Genomic DNA, 15,431 nt, shown 5'->3' on the forward strand with positions numbered 1-15,431 from the left:
TATCCCAAACTCGACAACCCGCACCCCGTTCTAAGGCAATCGGGAAACGGGCATATGTGTCCATGACTGACTCTTTGAAGTTGTCTGAGTCGAAGGATTTTACCACAGTGGCAGCTGATACTGACAAGTTATGGTTAGAAATAAGAGTATCTATAGTCACTATTTACGCCTCAATCAAAAATTTATTTTTTAACTTTCTGCTGTCAATTTAGCAGCAATGCCTAAAACTTTCCGTCGCATCCGACTCAGATCGCACATAATCTAAACTAGCTCAGATTTATCATTTGTCATTTGTGATTCGTCATTTGTCATTCGTGAGCCTGAAGTAGGGAGCAGCTATTTTCTCCCTTCACTTTCTTTCCCTAGCCCGTAACCTCTAAACCCAATCCCTCTCTTGTACTCAACCCCAGAGAAAATATATCGTCGAATTCAAAAAGAGTTACTAGCGGGGGCGATCGCGCTTGTAGGTGTCTTGCTGTTGGGGACTCTGTGGTATCGCTTTATAGAAGGTTGGTCGTGGGAAGATGCGGCTTACATGACGGTAATTACCCTAGCTACCGTCGGTTATGGTGAAACTCGACCGTTGGGCGATCGCGGACGATTATTTACCATCGGTCTAATTTTAATGGGAGTGATTACGATTGGTTACATCGTCAATCGCTTTACAGAAGCAGTAATTCAAGGGTACTTTCAAGAAGGAATTCGATTGAGGCAGCAACGGCGGTTAATGAAATCGCTCTCTGGACACTACATTTTATGTGGTTTCGGGCGCACGGGTCAGCAAATTGCCCTGGAATTTCAAGCTGAAGGGGCTAATTTTGTTACGGTTGACTTAGATGATGCTTCGGTGGAAAAAGCACGGCAGCTCGGTTATGTAGCAATCCAGGGTGATGCGACGTTAGACGATACTCTGCTACAACTACGAATAGATCGAGCAATTTGTCTGGTTGCAGCCCTGCCTTCTGATGCCGAAAACCTCTATACGGTGCTGTCAGCCAAAACCCTTAATCCGCAAATTCGAGCGATCGCTAGAGCAAGTACGAGAGAGGCTTTACAAAAGCTACAAAGGGCAGGAGCTGATGCAGTCGTATCTCCCTACATTACGGGAGGTAAACGCATGGCAGCAGCGGCATTAAGACCCCAAGTATTAGATTTCGTCGATGGCATCCTCACGGGAGCAGACAGGGAACTGTATATGGAGGAATTTCGCCTCGATCCGGCAGCGTGTCCCTGCATTGGTCAAACTTTGAGAGAAGCAAAACTGCGATCGCAAACTGGAGCGTTAATTTTAGCAATCCGCCGCGTCGATGGTACTTTAATTGGCGGTCCCACGGCAGACACTATGTTAATGGCAGGTGATTTACTCATTTGTATGGGGACGGCAGAGCAATTGCGCCAGCTCAATCAAATTTTGGGACCAATTCGCCCCCAGCAACTCCCCCGTCCGCCCAAGCATTAGGTGTGGGTTGCTGGATAACCGTTTCTCGTTAGTCCAATTTCAAAGCATTAACTGGCACGTCGTCCCACGATTCTACCGTTCGCAGTCTGGCTTCCCAACCGGATTCTTTTTGCGTTTCGGTCAAATTTTGCAAGTAGGATTCGTGACAAGCTTGCGCCTGCATTTCGTCACAGCAAGCAATGCAAGCGTGTATCATTCCAGACGGATCGATCTGCTCGTTAACCCAAATTGTCATCTTGCCTCTGGTGTAAACTGACGCTAATTCAAAGTTGACATTTGTTAGCTTAACCTGTTGTATCCTTTCGTTAACCACCAGATTTCCCAATCTTTGCTAGCAGTTTTCGCCTGCTTACTCCTTATGACTTAACAACAGACAAGGGAAAGAGGTAAGGAGTGTAGAACTTCTCTCATCACCACTCACTCCTTACTCCTCACTTTATGTATTAAAGTGCGAGTGATGTTAAGTTCTTATTGTTGAGAGCTTTCCTTTACTGCTGGGGCAAGCTGATGTCGTTCATCTAATTTCTATGCCTTCCCAACTCTGGCCCTATATTACACCAGGTATCCCTGACGATTTATTCGAGCGCTTGCCAGGAATTCCCTTGAGTAAGCGGGAAATTCGGTTATTGCTGATTTCTCAGTTGCGGTTACAACCAAACTCCTTGGTGTGGGATATTGGCGCAGGAACAGGGACAATTCCAGTTGAAATTAGCTTGTTGTGTCCGAAAGCCCAGATTATTGCTGTCGAGCGAGATGACGAAGTTGCTAGCTTGATCCGTCGCAACTGCGATCGCTTTAATGTGAAAAATGTTGAAGTCGTAGAAGCTAGCGCCCCAGAATGCTTACCAAATTTACCTCAAGCTCCGCACCGAGTTTGTATTGAAGGTGGTCGTCCTATCAAAGATATTCTCAAAGCTGTTTGGCAATATCTGCCACTACAAGGTAGAGTCGTTACCACTGCTGGGAATTTGGAAAGTTTATATGCTATTTCTCAAGGTTTAGCTGAGTTACATGCTAGAAATATCGATGTCGTGCAATCATCTGTCAATCGCTTAGAGCAAAAAGGTAATCAGCAAATCTTTGCTGCTGTCGATCCTATTTTTATTTTGAGTGGAGAAAAGCTAGACTAATCCCATCCGATTTTAGATTTTAGATTTTGGATTGAAGTCAAAGTCTGTAATCGAAAGTTCCAAATCCTAAATCCAAAATTGCTCTATGCCTTGGTCTCGAATTATTAGTGGAATTATCGCGATCGCTCTTGCCCTAACCGCCAGCGTCTTAGGAGGGTGGTATTTTACCTTTATGTTTATGGCGATCGTTTATTTGGGTCAACTAGAATATTTTGAGTTAGTCCGAGCCAAGGGAATTGCACCTGCTGCGAAAACAACGATAGTCGTCAGTTTGGCTTTACTCGCGATCGCTACAGTTTCTTCTAACTTGGCTGATGCCGTGATGCCAGTAGCAGGAACGTTTATTTGTTTCTATCTCCTATTTTTACCAAAATTAGCCTCGATCGCCGATATTTCTACTTCTATTCTGGGACTATTTTATTGCGGTTATTTACCGAGTTATTGGATTAGATTGCGATCGCTGGGCAATCCTGCTGTTAGCAACATTCCATTCGATGGCTACTTACCAGATATAGCGACTATTAATCTCATCAAGCATGGAAATTTTGCAGCTTTACCGCAAGGTTTGACAGTTACTCTTCTAGCTTTTTTTTGTATATGGGCAGCTGATATTGGAGCGTATACTATTGGTAAATTTTTTGGACGCACGCGCCTTTCTGATATTAGCCCCAAAAAAACTGTGGAAGGGTCTGTATTTGGAGTTGCTGGTAGTATAGCTGTAGCTACAATTGGCAGCTGGTTTCTTCATTGGGCTGGTTCGCCTTGGACGGGTATAGCTTTGGGATTGTTAATCGGGATTACCAGCTTGTTAGGCGATCTCACAGAGTCCATGATGAAACGCGATGCTGGGGTTAAAGACTCAGGACAATTAATTCCAGGTCACGGTGGCATTCTCGATCGCGCCGACAGTTACGTTTTTACCGCCCCCCTAGTTTATTATTTTGTCACTCTGTTGTTGCCGTTATTAGATTGAGTGGTAATTGGTAATCGATCGCAGATAACTAATTAAGGCATGACGGTAATACTACCACGACAGACAATCTGTCCTGGTTCTAAGGTTAGTTCTTTTAAATTGACGTGAGAACCTAAATCCATAACATAGTTTTCTAACTCTTCCCATGAGTTAGAAATTTGGAGTTGGGGTTGAGTTAGAAGCAATTTGCGACCGCTAGAAAGCTGCAAGCCGCACCTGAGAGTAATAGGTGTAGTGTGGCTAGAATTAACTAAATTACCCTGCAATAACAAGCTTCCTGGGGCGATCGCGATTTGTTTCCAGTCAATTTGTCCTCGCACAGCACTGTTGCTAGAAGCTAATTTTGATAGTAACTCCGTTAAAGCGCTAGACAGTAAATCCGACTTCAGGGAAGCATTGAGATCTGTTTCCTGTAGTATTGCTTCCCCAGAGACAACCATAGGTTCTAGCAGTTGCAGCGGTTGTCCTCTCATCACTTGATGTAAATTTGTCTGCATTCCCTCCCCCATTAGGCTGATTTTTGCGAAATGTAAACCTTTATAAACAATGCGATCGCCAGAGATAGATAGGCGGGGAATACTACCAGAAAGGATTTGTCGATCGCTGCTGGCGATTTGTACCTCTAAATGAGATACTTGCTCAACTTGCGATCGGACAAACAGCCATAGTGCCGGAGACAGCACTTTACTAATTAGGCGATGCTTAGCGGTCTTGTCTTGCTCTAAGTTGTTCGGATTCAAGGGAAATATGTCAGTGTAACAGTTGCTCAAATTAGTGTAGTTAATATTTGTTCGGTTATCAGTAGTAAAGGAGCTGAGGGAGCAACTCAAAATTCACGCATTCACGCATTAATTCCGAATTCCGAATTCCGAATTCTCAGCGTATATATTGGTATTACCTGGGTCTAAGGATCGACAAATGGAGGAACGGATACAAAAAATTCTTTCTCAGTGGGGAATCGCTTCGAGACGGCAAGCGGAAGAGATGATTAAGCTCGGTCGCGTGCGCTGCAATGGTGCGATAGTAGAGTTAGGGCATAAAGCCGATCCGAGCCGAGACGCGATCGAAGTGGATGGAAAGCCTTTGCGATCGCCTCATCGTCCCCAGCCTATCTATTTATTGCTCAATAAACCAACTGGTGTAGTTACAACTTGTGACGATCCCCAAGGTAGACCCACAGTGATGCAACTGTTACCACCTAATCTACGTCAAGGTCAGGGTATTCATCCTGTCGGACGTTTGGATACTGAATCTACAGGTGCATTATTACTGACGAATGATGGAAACCTGACATTTGCTCTCACCCATCCCCGTCATGACATTTCCAAGACATATCAAGTCGTAGTTGCGGGACATCCGCCAGAATCGGTGTTAAAACAATGGCGACAAGGAGTTGTTTTAGAGGGGAGAAAGACCAGAAAGGCACAAGTGCGCGTGTTGTCTCGCGATGCCAATCGCACGTGGTTAGAATTCATTTTATGGGAAGGCAGAAATCGGCAAATTCGCCGCATGACAGAACAGTTGGGTTATCCCACGCTCCAGTTGCATCGAACTACAATTGGTTCGATTCAACTAGAACCAACCGCAGGTGCAGCTTTGCCTCCAGGTTGCTATCGTTCGCTCGAAAAACGCGAGATTGATTATTTACAAAATCAACTACAAAATCAACTCAAATCTACAACAAGGGTGCAGGTGTAAGGTGCTATCAAGAAGTGCAACAGATAAATCTATGAAGCGGTGGAAACAGCAACAGCAGCAACAACAAGAACCAATCGTTTTGACGCTCGAACAACAAAGAGCTGAAAAGTTGGCGCAAATAGGTGCTACTCTGCGCCGCAGGCGAGAAGACAAACAAATTTCTCTAGAGCGAATTGAATCTACAACGCGAATTCGCCAGAGTTTTTTACAAGCGATCGAAGCAGGTAATATTGATAAATTACCTGAGCCAGTTTATATTCGAGGCTTTATTAAGCAATATGCCGAGGCACTCGATCTAGATGGTACGGAATTAGCTAATTCTTTTCCTTTAGAAGACTATCGGCAGAGTTTGAAGCCAGTAGGAGTTAGCCTACCTCCAGCTCAATTACAAACTTCTCATCTCTACGCTATATACATTCTTTTAATTATTGGTGCAGTCAGCATTTTGTCTCAGACATTGAGTAATTCTGACTTTCAAATCGGTCAAACTACTCAGTCACAACCTCCTTTACCCGTTGCTAATGTCGCTAAGCCTAAAGCACCAGCTAAAGTCAAACCAGTTGCTACTCCCAAAAAGCAAACCAAGCCAGTTGAAATTGGTATGACTTTTAAAGAAAAATCGTGGATTCGGGTAATTGCAGATGGGAAGAAAGCCTTTGAAGGCGAGTTACCTCAAGGAACGCAGCGTACTTGGACGGCTAACAATCGCCTGTCGTTCAGAGTTGGCAATGCTGGCGGGGTATTGGTTAATTACAACCAAGAAGAAGCTAAACCCTTGGGAGAGTCGGGACAAGTACAAGAAGTTACATTTGGAGCGAATAATCAGAGACTTTAATTCGTAACTCGTAATTCGTAATTCGTAATTCGTAATTTCTAACTAAATACTGGCGATCGCGCAAGTAAAGCACTCGCTCGATATCCGATCGATTGATACAGAAATTCGATTCAAGTGCTTCATTTTTAAATGTCAATACTATTAGAATTCATGACAGGAGGAGCTACCACAGAATTTCTCCATCATCGTCGAGAAATTTACCCGTGGGTGGATTCTCCATCGTAGCAAGTTTGACAATAATTGATGCTCCTTGTTCGACAGTACGCGGTGCATTATCTGTACCCATATCAGTTTTTACCCAACCAGGACAAATAGAATTGACGCTGATTTTGTCCTCTACTAAATCTTTTGCTAAGGCAACAGTTATAGCATTAAGTGCAGATTTGGAAGAGTTATAAGCAACGGTATTAACTCCGTAGTAATAATGTTCTGGGTCACTGAGAGAAGTTAGGGAACCAAGTGTTGACGAAATATTTATGATTTGTGGTTTCAGGATTTGTGCTGTTCCAGCTTGCTTGAGTAACGGTAGAAAATGGTGAATTGTTGCAAATGCACCAAAAACATTCGTGAGAAAAGTATCTTTGAGAACATCTACACTCAGCGTAGATGGTCGAGTTGCTGGTGAAAAATCATAATTGACAGCAGCATTATTAATCAGCACAGTAACTTGTTTCCACTGTCTAGCCACAGTTTCAGCAGCATCTTTAATTGACAATTCATCATTGATATCAATTGGTACAAAATGAACTTCAAATCCTTCAGCACGGAGTGTTTCTGCTGCTACTTCTCCACGTTGTACGTTACGTGTACCAATCAAAACAGTGAAGTCATGCTGGGCAAGCTGTCGTGCAACTTCATTTCCAATTCCTTTATTTGCACCTGTAATGAAAGTAACTGGCTTTGTTGTCATTGTCTCAAATCCTTTCTTGTCTAGGCTTAACTACATCGATCCAACGCTATACAATTCAGTAGCTCCATCTCGTGATGTCATAAATTTCAATCGAGACGATCTAAAGCGAGCTTTATTTTGCTTTGTTTGCTGTTATAGCATGGCAAAAAATCAGCGCGATCGCCACAACTGAAATAAGTTTGTCATACTCTAATAGAAGTTAAGCTATTAATGATAGATATTAAGCAATACTGCCGCGCTTACGCGCTTCCTTATAGGAAATTCCGACATTTCTCAAGCCTGCTTTGATCATTTGTTGTTCTAGCATCGCAAAGAAACGAGCGCGATCGCCTCCCCTCACAACTGCTTGATTGTGCGCCTCTGCTAACACGACAGGGTAGCCATAGCCTTTCTGTACTTGAGCTAACATCAAACCTAAAGACTGATTAAATAAAGCTTCATCCTCTGCTACCCAAGCCGGAACTTCTACCCGTGCAATTTCCGTACCGACATGTACGTAACAGAAATAGATTGTACAATCTCCATATAATTCTGTTATGCGGGCAGAACTACGCCATAAAGTGCTTCTTTGTCCTGGCTGCAATTGAATCGACCATAGTGCTGCATCCCGCAATGGTTCGAGGACTTGACAAGGAACTTTTTCAATTTGATTCGGACAAAAACTGGCGCAGTCTGGTACTTCGTGAATGCAAGCTTGCAGACGTAAAAAATTCAAGCTTTCCATACTACGAGAAGCGCTGAGATAACCCATGATGGGAATACTCAAGGCTTTAAGCTGTTCCCAAGCCGTCAAAATTGGTGGCAAAATGCGATCGCGTGCTTCTAAAGGCAATTGTTCTAAAAACCAATAGATTAACGATCCATCGACCATAGCTAGTGTAGGAGTGGTAATTGGTAATTGGTAATTGGTAATTGGTCGTTCTCCTCCTTGTCCCCCTTGTCCCCTTGTCCCCTTGTCCTCTTGCTCCCTGCTTCCTACCACAGCAGCAGCCAACTCAGCCAACACGGTAGCTTCAGAAGCAGTACGACGATAACCCATCCATTCTTCAGTGCGGATACCCCATTGACGCGAAATATATAAATCTTCGGGACGGTAGAATACTTCTGGTAGGCTATCGAGCAAAGGTTGGCGATTTTGTCCGTAGTGCAAGACTACCCGACCGATATTGAGTAGATAACAATAAGCGATTTCGTGATGATTGGGAGCAATCTGCGAGCCATCCGTGGCGAGAACGGTATGAGTTTTAGGTGGTACTGGTAGATCGATACAGGTGTTAAGCGGTTCCATTGGTACAGCGGTGCTGAATAAAATGCGATCGCGCCACTGTTTTTGTCGCTGCATCAATTCTGCTTGATTTTTGTAAGCTGCTGTCATGAGATCTTGCGCCAACTCCAACCGTTGGCGACTTGCAGCTACTTCCGTGCTTAAATGTTGGCTGATGCCTTGCATCGCCTTCGCTACTTTTGTCAGATCGAGCATATCGAGCTATAAGCTTTCGGCTATTAGTCAGCTTATATTCAATTTTTATTTTTTGTGAGTTTTTGATGATAAATATTCAAAAATCATCATTTACAATTTAGCCCCAAGCCGAAAAATCTTCAGCAAACTGAGCCAGCGATAGCAACTGAATACGAGGGTTTTGCTGCGCCAGTTCTCTCTCGGCTGAGGTATTATATCCCCAATCAGCTAGAAAAAGTCTCACGTCTTCCAAGTCTGCTTGCTGTTGCACGAGTTGCAAAGTCTTGAGTCTGTCTTCCACAAACCAGAACACGACTGGTGTTTGAGTGGCGATCGCAATTAACTCTCTGATAATTTGATATTTTGGACGCTTGATTTCTTTGCCTAAAACCGACTGACTGGGTAATTGTATACCTTGCCGTTGCAAAAGTTGCTCGACAAAACGCCCTTCTTTAGTCGTAATAATCAGCGGTTTAACCGGACTATCAATCAATGAGTGCAATCTTTCCAAAACCCCTGGATAAAACCGATGCAGGTCTAGCCAACTATCGAGATTGGTAGAAATCCATTCATCTCGAATTGCATCCAATTGCTTACCGATCTCAGCAGCAGTTAAGTTATCTTGTTGCAAGAATTTTTGCGCGATCGCACTCCAATTTTGCCATATTTCTGCTTCTGTTACCCCGGATAACAAAGCTCTAATCAACACTGGCATTTCCCAACCCGTCTCAATTACCGGACGCAAGCGATCGAATTGCGATGTTAAATTTTCAGGTGGGGTTTGAGAAGATGGTAACCAAATTTTGCAGTACGTTCGCCAAGCCGTAGCGAAATATTCTGGTAGACCGTCACAAATTACGCCATCAAAATCCAGAGCTAAAATCGTGGGAGCGTTTACACTCATTTTTCCCAACTGTGAGATTCCAACGGCAAGCTTAGCCCATCTAGCCCTTCAATAACAGAAAATCTCTACACAAAAACGCTGCTTAACTCTATGCAAGGGAAATCAACCTACTCTTTCTCCCCCAGCCTCCTCAGCTCCCCCAGCTCACCCCTACAGGAAGCCTCAAAATAAGAATTAAGATCTAAACTGGGGCGCTAGGATTCGAACCTAGGGATGGCGGGACCAAAACCCGCTGCCTTACCGCTTGGCTACGCCCCATCGTTTGTTAGCCTTAACCATGATAGCAGTTACTACTGCTATTGTGTCAAGAACTTTTACGGCTATTCCAGATAATTTTCTAACTTTCCACTTAGCTGCCAGTCATATTCCATGTACTCCGCAGTCTCTCTCGCTTGTTGTTCTCCCAAAAGCTTAGCGACTACATACAACGACATGTCAATCCCTGCTGAGATTCCAGCCGATAAAATTATGCTGCCGTTGTCTACAAACCTTTTATCTGGTTTAACTTGTGTATTCGGTGCAACCTGCTTGAGTAAATCGATCGCGCCATGATGGGTGGTAGCTGTAAGTCCTTCCAGCAAACCAGCTTTAGCCAAAAGTAACGCGCCCGTACAGACGGAAAGCAATAACTCTGCTTGTTGAGAGCGTTCTTTAATCCAGTCAATTAAAGCTGAATTGTGCATTTCTCGCCGCGTGCCAAAGCCGCCAGGCACGAGTAAGATATGCGATCGCGGACAGTCGAGGAGAGTGTACTGTGGATTAACGCTTAACTGATTTCGAGCGATTATCGGTCGGCGTTCTTCTGCCACCGTGTAGACGTTGAAAGGCTCAGAGCCATTGCGTTTTCCCGTCACTCCAAAGACTTCGTAGGGACCGCAAAAGTCCAAAATCTCTACCTCATCAAAAATTAAGATAGCAACGTTCCTTCGCTGTGTCATATCTACCTCAGTATGGGTGTGAGAGGACTTGGCGATCGCTCATACAATTGCTTTTACACTCACACAATAGCGTTACATTTGAAAATATACAGATGAGCCAACTTCAGCTATTACAAAGCGATCGCGGTATATCTGTTAGAGGCGTAAAGCTGTATTCAACTGGGTGAAATACAGAACTGGTAGGGGCGCACAGCTGTGCGCCCTTACATTTACCAAAAAAGGCATTACGCCGGATAAATCCGCAAGCGCCGATTTGGTTCGTCACCAAAACTATCCGATTTCAGACGATAGTGTTCTACCAATTCGTGCTGCATCTTCCGCACTTTTGCCGAACGGGGTAACAACTCCACGGGTTGTCCCTTGGGAATGACGATTTGTTCCACTGCTAACCGAGCCTCTTCTAAAGCATCGAGTTCGTCCTCGCTGCCATTTTGGATGAATAAACTCAGTTCCCGTTCGTCCGGTACGACTGGCTCGTCCATATCCAACAACCGCCGCAACGTGCGGATAATTTGTGGAATCGTATTTGACTTGAGCGTGTGGATTGGGACGTGACGCGCCTTAGCGACATGACGTAACTTAGACTGATTTTTGACGTGCGATCGCAAAGCTAAAATTGCATCGGCACTGTCAATATCTTTCGTCAGTACCACGGGTAAACTCAGCACTTGTATTGCTTGCTCTAACTGGTGGCGACTCACACCGTAGGGATAAATATGCAAGGGTAAATCTTCCCCATTCGGACCCGCATTCACCGCCAAATCGCTGTTAAAGCGATCGCTTCGAGCCAGAGATTCATCCAACAGGCGCTCGAACTCTTGTTCTCGCGTGGCTGGTTCTGGTACGGCAGCGAGTGGGATCATTCGTCCAGTCGAACGCCACCCACCTACAGTCATAGTGGGTGATAGTTTCGATTCTTCCTCTTGCCTGGGATTGCCCACCTCGTAGCCCCGCCCAAAGCCATCTTGCCCTACTCCCCGAAGCGGCGTAGGTGACTGCCGTACAATCGTGACTTTACCATCTGCATCGACAGTTCTAAGTTGTGGATTTGGTATGCGTCCTCTCAGCAAAGCATCGACGGTATCAGCAACGCTTTCATGGATCGTCCAGCGTTGTCTTTCCAGCATTTCCACGGCAATTTCAAACGTTGGTGGAGCTTTACGTTCTAAAACAGTTTTCTGCGTCCGCCGCCGTCTGGCTTCATCATCGCCTAAAGTGACAGACTGGATACCACCCACTAAATCTGATAGAGTCGGGTTCTTGATCAAATTTTCAATCTGATTGCCATGCGCCGTTCCTACCAGTTGTACGCCCCGTTCGGCAATGGTACGAGCCGCTAGAGCTTCCAACTCCGTACCAATTTCATCAATCACGATGACTTCTGGCATGTGATTTTCTACTGCCTCAATCATCACTTGATGCTGAAATTCTGGACGCGATACTTGCATTCGTCGCGCCCGTCCAATGGCTGGATGAGGAACATCTCCATCCCCTGCAATTTCGTTTGAAGTATCGATAATGACGACACGCTTATTTAAGTCATCGGCTAACACTCTGGCAATTTCTCGCAAAGCTGTGGTTTTACCCACCCCAGGACGACCTAATAGTAGAATTGACTGTCCGGTTTCTACTAAATCGTGGATCATGCCAATCGTGCCAAAGACAGCCCGTCCGACACGACAGGTTAAACCGATAATATCGCCAGCACGGTTCCTAATCGCACTAATCCGGTGCAGAGTTTGCGCCAGTCCTGCCCGATTATCACCACCAAAATGTCCCACGCGCTGTATGCTATATCTAATTTGATCGTGGGAAATGCCAGACTCAGCAAGGTACTCGGCGCGATCGGGAAAACGAGCTTCTGGGCGACGACCTAAATCCATCACCACTTCAATTAAGCTGTCCCGTTGTGGGTGTTGCTCTAAAACATTTTTAATGTCTAGTGGCAAAATATCTAACAACTTCTGGAGATCGTCTGTTTTTGTCATGCTGGCTAGAGCTATTCAGTCAACAATAGCGAGAAGGTTTAGCAATTTTCTATGGCAACTCCATAGACTTCAGTTGAGATACCAGCGAATAGGCAAGTTCTACTGCTTGCCATAGTAATTCCGGTACGTTTTCCAAGCGGGCGATCGCTCTTTCATTGGCTGGATTTACCTCCATTTGTTCTAATTGGTGCAAAATCGGCGACAGCAAAACGCGGGCATAACTGCCATAGGCAACTCCTGAAATGAATTCGGAATTCGGAATTCGGGAGTCGTCATTGTTTTGACTTCTAACTTTTGACTTTTGACTTAACATTCCCACCGCCTGCAACTTAGCAACGGTATAACTGTTCGTTCCACCTGCAAGTTGAACGTATCCAGGTAAGCCAGCTGCCAAGACTTTTTGACCTAATTTCACGGCGGCTAAGGTCGTACCGTCGCCAATATCACCGCTCATCGGTCGCCCGTCAGTTTGCCAAATTATCGGACACTTAAGGGGAGAAATTAGACGATACAGGCTGTGGAGATATTCTATTAACCCATCACCATCAGGACAGCTAATTGCCACAAGTTTCAAGCGCTCGATCCAGGGAGCTATACTTAACCATAAACGCTTAAATTCTGCTGTTCTACCTACCTGGGTATGAATTTCTACCGCATCGACACCAGTTGCAAGTACGAGCGGCGCGATCGCTCCTGGTGTCGATACATAAGAGCGAGTGTAAATAATTTGCGGCGGACAAACAGGCAAGCACCGCCCGCAGCCGTAACAACTTTCCGATATAACTCCAGAAGAGACAACTTGAGAATAATCGTCCCTGGGGGGATGAAACACAATTGCTTGGGCAGGACAAACTCGTTCGCACGGGCGATCGCATTGTGAGGGACACTCAACCGCATTAAACTCTGCTTTGCGAAAGTGTGGGTCTTCGCCATCGTTGAGGCTTACCATCAACCAAGGCAACTTTCCTCGACTGCCAAAGCCGCGCTGTCGAGCTTCTTCCATTAACGTACTTGCCACGGCGATCGCGGCTTGCGCTGACGCAATTACAGATGGGTCTGCTGCCACATCAATGCAATCAGCACCAGCCAGAGTATACGCTAAGCTAAGATTTCTTACCGCAGGCAGATGCTGGTAGCTGGCTCCGCAAATCAATTTGAACCAGTGACCTTCCTTTAATGAGCGTAAGGCGTTGTCAATCTCAGTCACACTTCTATGCTAATGTGCAACTGATAAAAAAGAAGATTTCCTCGATTAATTTCTGTTGTTTATCGATCGCCAAATTTTTTGCTCTTACGACAAATAAGTATTTATACGGCTTGGTAGCTAGGTGCAAGGGTATCTCGGAGAGGTTGCCAGCGAAAATAGCGCTCTCCTCCTCTTTCTATGACGATTTTTACTCGCGGATCTAGGCTAGGCAAATTGACCAAAAATTCAATTTCTTGATTCGAGAGAATGTGTCCTTCAATAATCCACAGTACTAATCCTTTAGACTTGGGTGGGAGTTGTTCCAAGTTGTAGCTGACTATTGGTGGCAGGTAATAAACATATCCCACTGCTGCCCCTTGACCTACACTCTTCTTCCCCAGATGTGGCGGACGCACGCCATGAACTCCAGTTAGATAAGCCGATACATCTCCTAGCCCCCTAGCAGTAATATTCAGGGTTGTGTAGCCAGTAGCACGTAGGCGGCGACGATAACGACCTTCAAACCCACCTTCTAGCGGAGCGTAAACGCCCAGCGCCCCGTGCTTTTCTAAGTCGCGAATTAATTTGCTACCAGTAGTAAAGAGTGGCATCGTTAAGTATTGTTGTTTAATTCCATTCTTATCTTAATATTCAGTTGCCAGTTATCAGTTGCCAGTTATTAGTTGTCAGTTATTAGCGATTGGCGATCGCCTTGAAAAAAATCCTGTCAACAGTTGTCATTTGCGATCGCATAGTTTAAACTGTTAGATCGTGACCAAACAAGGTAGCTAGACAAAACTCATTAATTGTTTTTGACAGCTTGCTGGAGTCCTTCGGGAAGAGGATGAGACCCTCTAAGAGGCAAGCTATTTGTTTGTGAGTGTCTGACTACATTTTTTAGCTCGTGAGTGGCAGTCTGGCGTGTGAGGCAGTTGAATTGCCTTACTAGGGCTTCCCTGGATTCTGAGAACGTGGGTTGATGAAATCTCAGAGAAGCTAAATCTAGAGAACTATTCAGGTTCTCAAGAATGGATACTAAGTAGCTTGCTACTTAAGTCCTACTCAAGCTAGACAGTGCCGGAGCAAATTCTCTCGCCATTGGCAACTGCTTCGCAGTAGAGTGTTTTGCGAGTTACAGCGATGAAGTGGGTTTAAACCAATTAAGCCGATTGCTCGCTACTCCAACCTGAAAACCTTTTGAAGGCGAACGGGCTGGACAGATACTGGCAGCAGAGATAGTAAGAACCGAATCCCACCTTTGCAATCCGGTTCCGATGCAACTGAGTTAAATAGGAGAAACAATTCCCGTGTCCATTGGTATTCTTGGCACTAAACTGGGCATGACCCAGGTATTTGACGAGACAGGAAAGGCTATTCCCGTTACTGTCGTTCAAGCGGGTCCATGTGTTGTCACCCAGATAAAAACTAAACAAACTGACGGCTACACCGCCATTCAAGTCGGATTTAAAGAAGTAAAACCCAAAGCACTGAGCAAGCCAGAATTGGGTCATTTAGCAAAATCTTCTGCTCCTGCTTTACGTCATCTGCACGAGTATCGCCTCGATAATTTAAGCGAATACACGCTAGGGCAGCAAATCACAGCAGATATATTTAATTCAGGACAAATTGTTGATGTCAGTGGAAATAGCATTGGTCGCGGCTTTGCTGGTTATCAGAAGCGGCATAATTTTGGTCGCGGTCCGATGTCTCACGGTTCTAAAAATCACCGCCTCCCTGGATCTATCGGAGCTGGTACGACTCCTGGTCGCGTCTACCCAGGTAAGCGGATGGCAGGGCGTTTAGGTGGTTCGCAAGTCACGATTCGCAAACTGACTGTCGTGCGGGTAGATGCAGAACGCAATCTATTGCTGATCAAAGGAGCAGTTCCAGGTAAACCAGGTGCTTTGCTCAGTATTGTACCTACTAAGAAAGTTGGGAAGGGGTAATAGGT

General features: G+C 45.1%; 15 protein-coding genes and 1 tRNA gene. 6 read left to right on the forward strand and 10 right to left on the reverse strand.

Annotated features, from left to right (window positions below; all coding sequences use genetic code 11):
- The first annotated feature begins 394 nt into the window (after window positions 1-394).
- On the forward strand, window positions 395-1,459 hold the full coding sequence (locus tag DSM107010_RS09530) for a potassium channel family protein (RefSeq protein ID WP_106166891.1): 1,065 nt from the start codon (window positions 395-397) through the stop codon (window positions 1,457-1,459).
- 28 nt (window positions 1,460-1,487) lie between these two features.
- On the opposite strand, the gene DSM107010_RS09535 is transcribed toward DSM107010_RS09530, so the two are convergent.
- On the reverse strand, window positions 1,488-1,694 hold the full coding sequence (locus DSM107010_RS09535; RefSeq protein ID WP_015152315.1) for a hypothetical protein: 207 nt from the start codon (window positions 1,692-1,694) through the stop codon (window positions 1,488-1,490).
- Window positions 1,695-1,986: 292 nt separating this feature from the next.
- On the opposite strand from DSM107010_RS09535, the gene cbiT reads away from it, so the two are divergent.
- Both cbiT and DSM107010_RS09545 read left to right on the forward strand, forming a co-directional pair.
- Window positions 1,987-2,589 carry a precorrin-6Y C5,15-methyltransferase subunit CbiT gene (gene cbiT / locus DSM107010_RS09540; RefSeq protein ID WP_015152314.1) on the forward strand — a complete coding sequence of 201 codons (603 nt, stop codon included), beginning with the start codon at window positions 1,987-1,989 and terminating at the stop codon, window positions 2,587-2,589.
- A gap of 85 nt (window positions 2,590-2,674) precedes the next feature.
- A complete protein-coding gene (locus tag DSM107010_RS09545) occupies window positions 2,675-3,562 on the forward strand; it encodes a phosphatidate cytidylyltransferase (protein ID WP_015152313.1) in 888 nt (295 codons plus the stop codon).
- A gap of 32 nt (window positions 3,563-3,594) precedes the next feature.
- Here the strand turns inward: DSM107010_RS09545 and DSM107010_RS09550 are convergent, their stop codons facing one another.
- Window positions 3,595-4,302 (reverse strand): LmeA family phospholipid-binding protein, encoded by a 708-nt coding sequence (locus DSM107010_RS09550; protein WP_158631758.1) that lies wholly within the window; start codon window positions 4,300-4,302, stop codon window positions 3,595-3,597.
- A 178-nt stretch (window positions 4,303-4,480) separates the two neighbouring features.
- Between DSM107010_RS09550 and DSM107010_RS09555 the strand changes: the two genes are divergently transcribed.
- Both DSM107010_RS09555 and DSM107010_RS09560 read left to right on the forward strand, forming a co-directional pair.
- A complete protein-coding gene (locus DSM107010_RS09555) occupies window positions 4,481-5,260 on the forward strand; it encodes a pseudouridine synthase (RefSeq protein ID WP_015152311.1) in 780 nt (259 codons plus the stop codon).
- A gap of 31 nt (window positions 5,261-5,291) precedes the next feature.
- Window positions 5,292-6,095, forward strand: coding sequence for a helix-turn-helix domain-containing protein (locus tag DSM107010_RS09560; protein ID WP_106166889.1), 804 nt, complete (start codon window positions 5,292-5,294; stop codon window positions 6,093-6,095).
- A 163-nt stretch (window positions 6,096-6,258) separates the two neighbouring features.
- Here DSM107010_RS09560 and DSM107010_RS09565 read toward each other — a convergent pair whose 3' ends face one another.
- The 8 genes from DSM107010_RS09565 to ndhN form a co-directional block, all read right to left on the reverse strand.
- Window positions 6,259-7,005, reverse strand: a complete 747-nt coding sequence (locus tag DSM107010_RS09565; protein ID WP_106166888.1) for an SDR family NAD(P)-dependent oxidoreductase — start codon at window positions 7,003-7,005, stop codon at window positions 6,259-6,261.
- 220 nt (window positions 7,006-7,225) lie between these two features.
- On the reverse strand, window positions 7,226-8,485 hold the full coding sequence (locus tag DSM107010_RS09570) for a DNA double-strand break repair nuclease NurA (protein WP_015152308.1): 1,260 nt from the start codon (window positions 8,483-8,485) through the stop codon (window positions 7,226-7,228).
- A gap of 97 nt (window positions 8,486-8,582) precedes the next feature.
- Window positions 8,583-9,368: an HAD family hydrolase gene (locus tag DSM107010_RS09575; RefSeq protein ID WP_106166887.1), complete on the reverse strand. Its 786-nt coding sequence runs from the start codon at window positions 9,366-9,368 to the stop codon at window positions 8,583-8,585.
- Between the two features lie 186 nt (window positions 9,369-9,554).
- Window positions 9,555-9,626: transfer RNA gene (locus DSM107010_RS09580), tRNA-Gln, on the reverse strand.
- Window positions 9,627-9,688: 62 nt separating this feature from the next.
- Entirely contained in the window at window positions 9,689-10,306 is a 618-nt protein-coding gene (locus tag DSM107010_RS09585; RefSeq protein ID WP_106166886.1) for a DJ-1/PfpI family protein, read from the reverse strand.
- Window positions 10,307-10,530: 224 nt separating this feature from the next.
- Entirely contained in the window at window positions 10,531-12,294 is a 1,764-nt protein-coding gene (locus DSM107010_RS09590) for a R3H domain-containing nucleic acid-binding protein (protein ID WP_015152305.1), read from the reverse strand.
- A 49-nt stretch (window positions 12,295-12,343) separates the two neighbouring features.
- Entirely contained in the window at window positions 12,344-13,501 is a 1,158-nt protein-coding gene (gene ldpA / locus DSM107010_RS09595; RefSeq protein ID WP_015152304.1) for a circadian clock protein LdpA, read from the reverse strand.
- A gap of 101 nt (window positions 13,502-13,602) precedes the next feature.
- Window positions 13,603-14,091 carry an NAD(P)H-quinone oxidoreductase subunit N gene (gene ndhN / locus DSM107010_RS09600; RefSeq protein WP_015152303.1) on the reverse strand — a complete coding sequence of 163 codons (489 nt, stop codon included), beginning with the start codon at window positions 14,089-14,091 and terminating at the stop codon, window positions 13,603-13,605.
- A gap of 696 nt (window positions 14,092-14,787) precedes the next feature.
- Here ndhN and rplC point away from each other — a divergent pair.
- A complete protein-coding gene (gene rplC, locus DSM107010_RS09605; protein ID WP_015152302.1) occupies window positions 14,788-15,426 on the forward strand; it encodes a 50S ribosomal protein L3 in 639 nt (212 codons plus the stop codon).
- Window positions 15,427-15,431 lie beyond the last annotated feature (5 nt).

It is taken from the genome of Chroococcidiopsis cubana SAG 39.79 (assembly GCF_003991895.1).
GTDB lineage: Bacteria > Cyanobacteriota > Cyanobacteriia > Cyanobacteriales > Chroococcidiopsidaceae > Chroococcidiopsis > Chroococcidiopsis thermalis.

Excerpts from the sequence above, each read along its gene's own strand:
- DSM107010_RS09565 (WP_106166888.1), bottom strand. The coding sequence starts at position 7,005 with ATGACAACAAAGCCAGTTACTTTCATTACAGGTGCAAATAAAGGAATT.
- ndhN (WP_015152303.1), bottom strand. The coding sequence starts at position 14,091 with ATGCCACTCTTTACTACTGGTAGCAAATTAATTCGCGACTTAGAAAAG.
- DSM107010_RS09575 (WP_106166887.1), bottom strand. The coding sequence starts at position 9,368 with ATGAGTGTAAACGCTCCCACGATTTTAGCTCTGGATTTTGATGGCGTA.
- DSM107010_RS09555 (WP_015152311.1), top strand. The coding sequence starts at position 4,481 with ATGGAGGAACGGATACAAAAAATTCTTTCTCAGTGGGGAATCGCTTCG.
- DSM107010_RS09585 (WP_106166886.1), bottom strand. The coding sequence starts at position 10,306 with ATGACACAGCGAAGGAACGTTGCTATCTTAATTTTTGATGAGGTAGAG.
- cbiT (WP_015152314.1), top strand. The coding sequence starts at position 1,987 with ATGCCTTCCCAACTCTGGCCCTATATTACACCAGGTATCCCTGACGAT.
- DSM107010_RS09545 (WP_015152313.1), top strand. The coding sequence starts at position 2,675 with ATGCCTTGGTCTCGAATTATTAGTGGAATTATCGCGATCGCTCTTGCC.
- DSM107010_RS09535 (WP_015152315.1), bottom strand. The coding sequence starts at position 1,694 with ATGACAATTTGGGTTAACGAGCAGATCGATCCGTCTGGAATGATACAC.
- DSM107010_RS09590 (WP_015152305.1), bottom strand. The coding sequence starts at position 12,294 with ATGACAAAAACAGACGATCTCCAGAAGTTGTTAGATATTTTGCCACTA.
- DSM107010_RS09560 (WP_106166889.1), top strand. The coding sequence starts at position 5,292 with ATGAAGCGGTGGAAACAGCAACAGCAGCAACAACAAGAACCAATCGTT.
- DSM107010_RS09570 (WP_015152308.1), bottom strand. The coding sequence starts at position 8,485 with ATGCTCGATCTGACAAAAGTAGCGAAGGCGATGCAAGGCATCAGCCAA.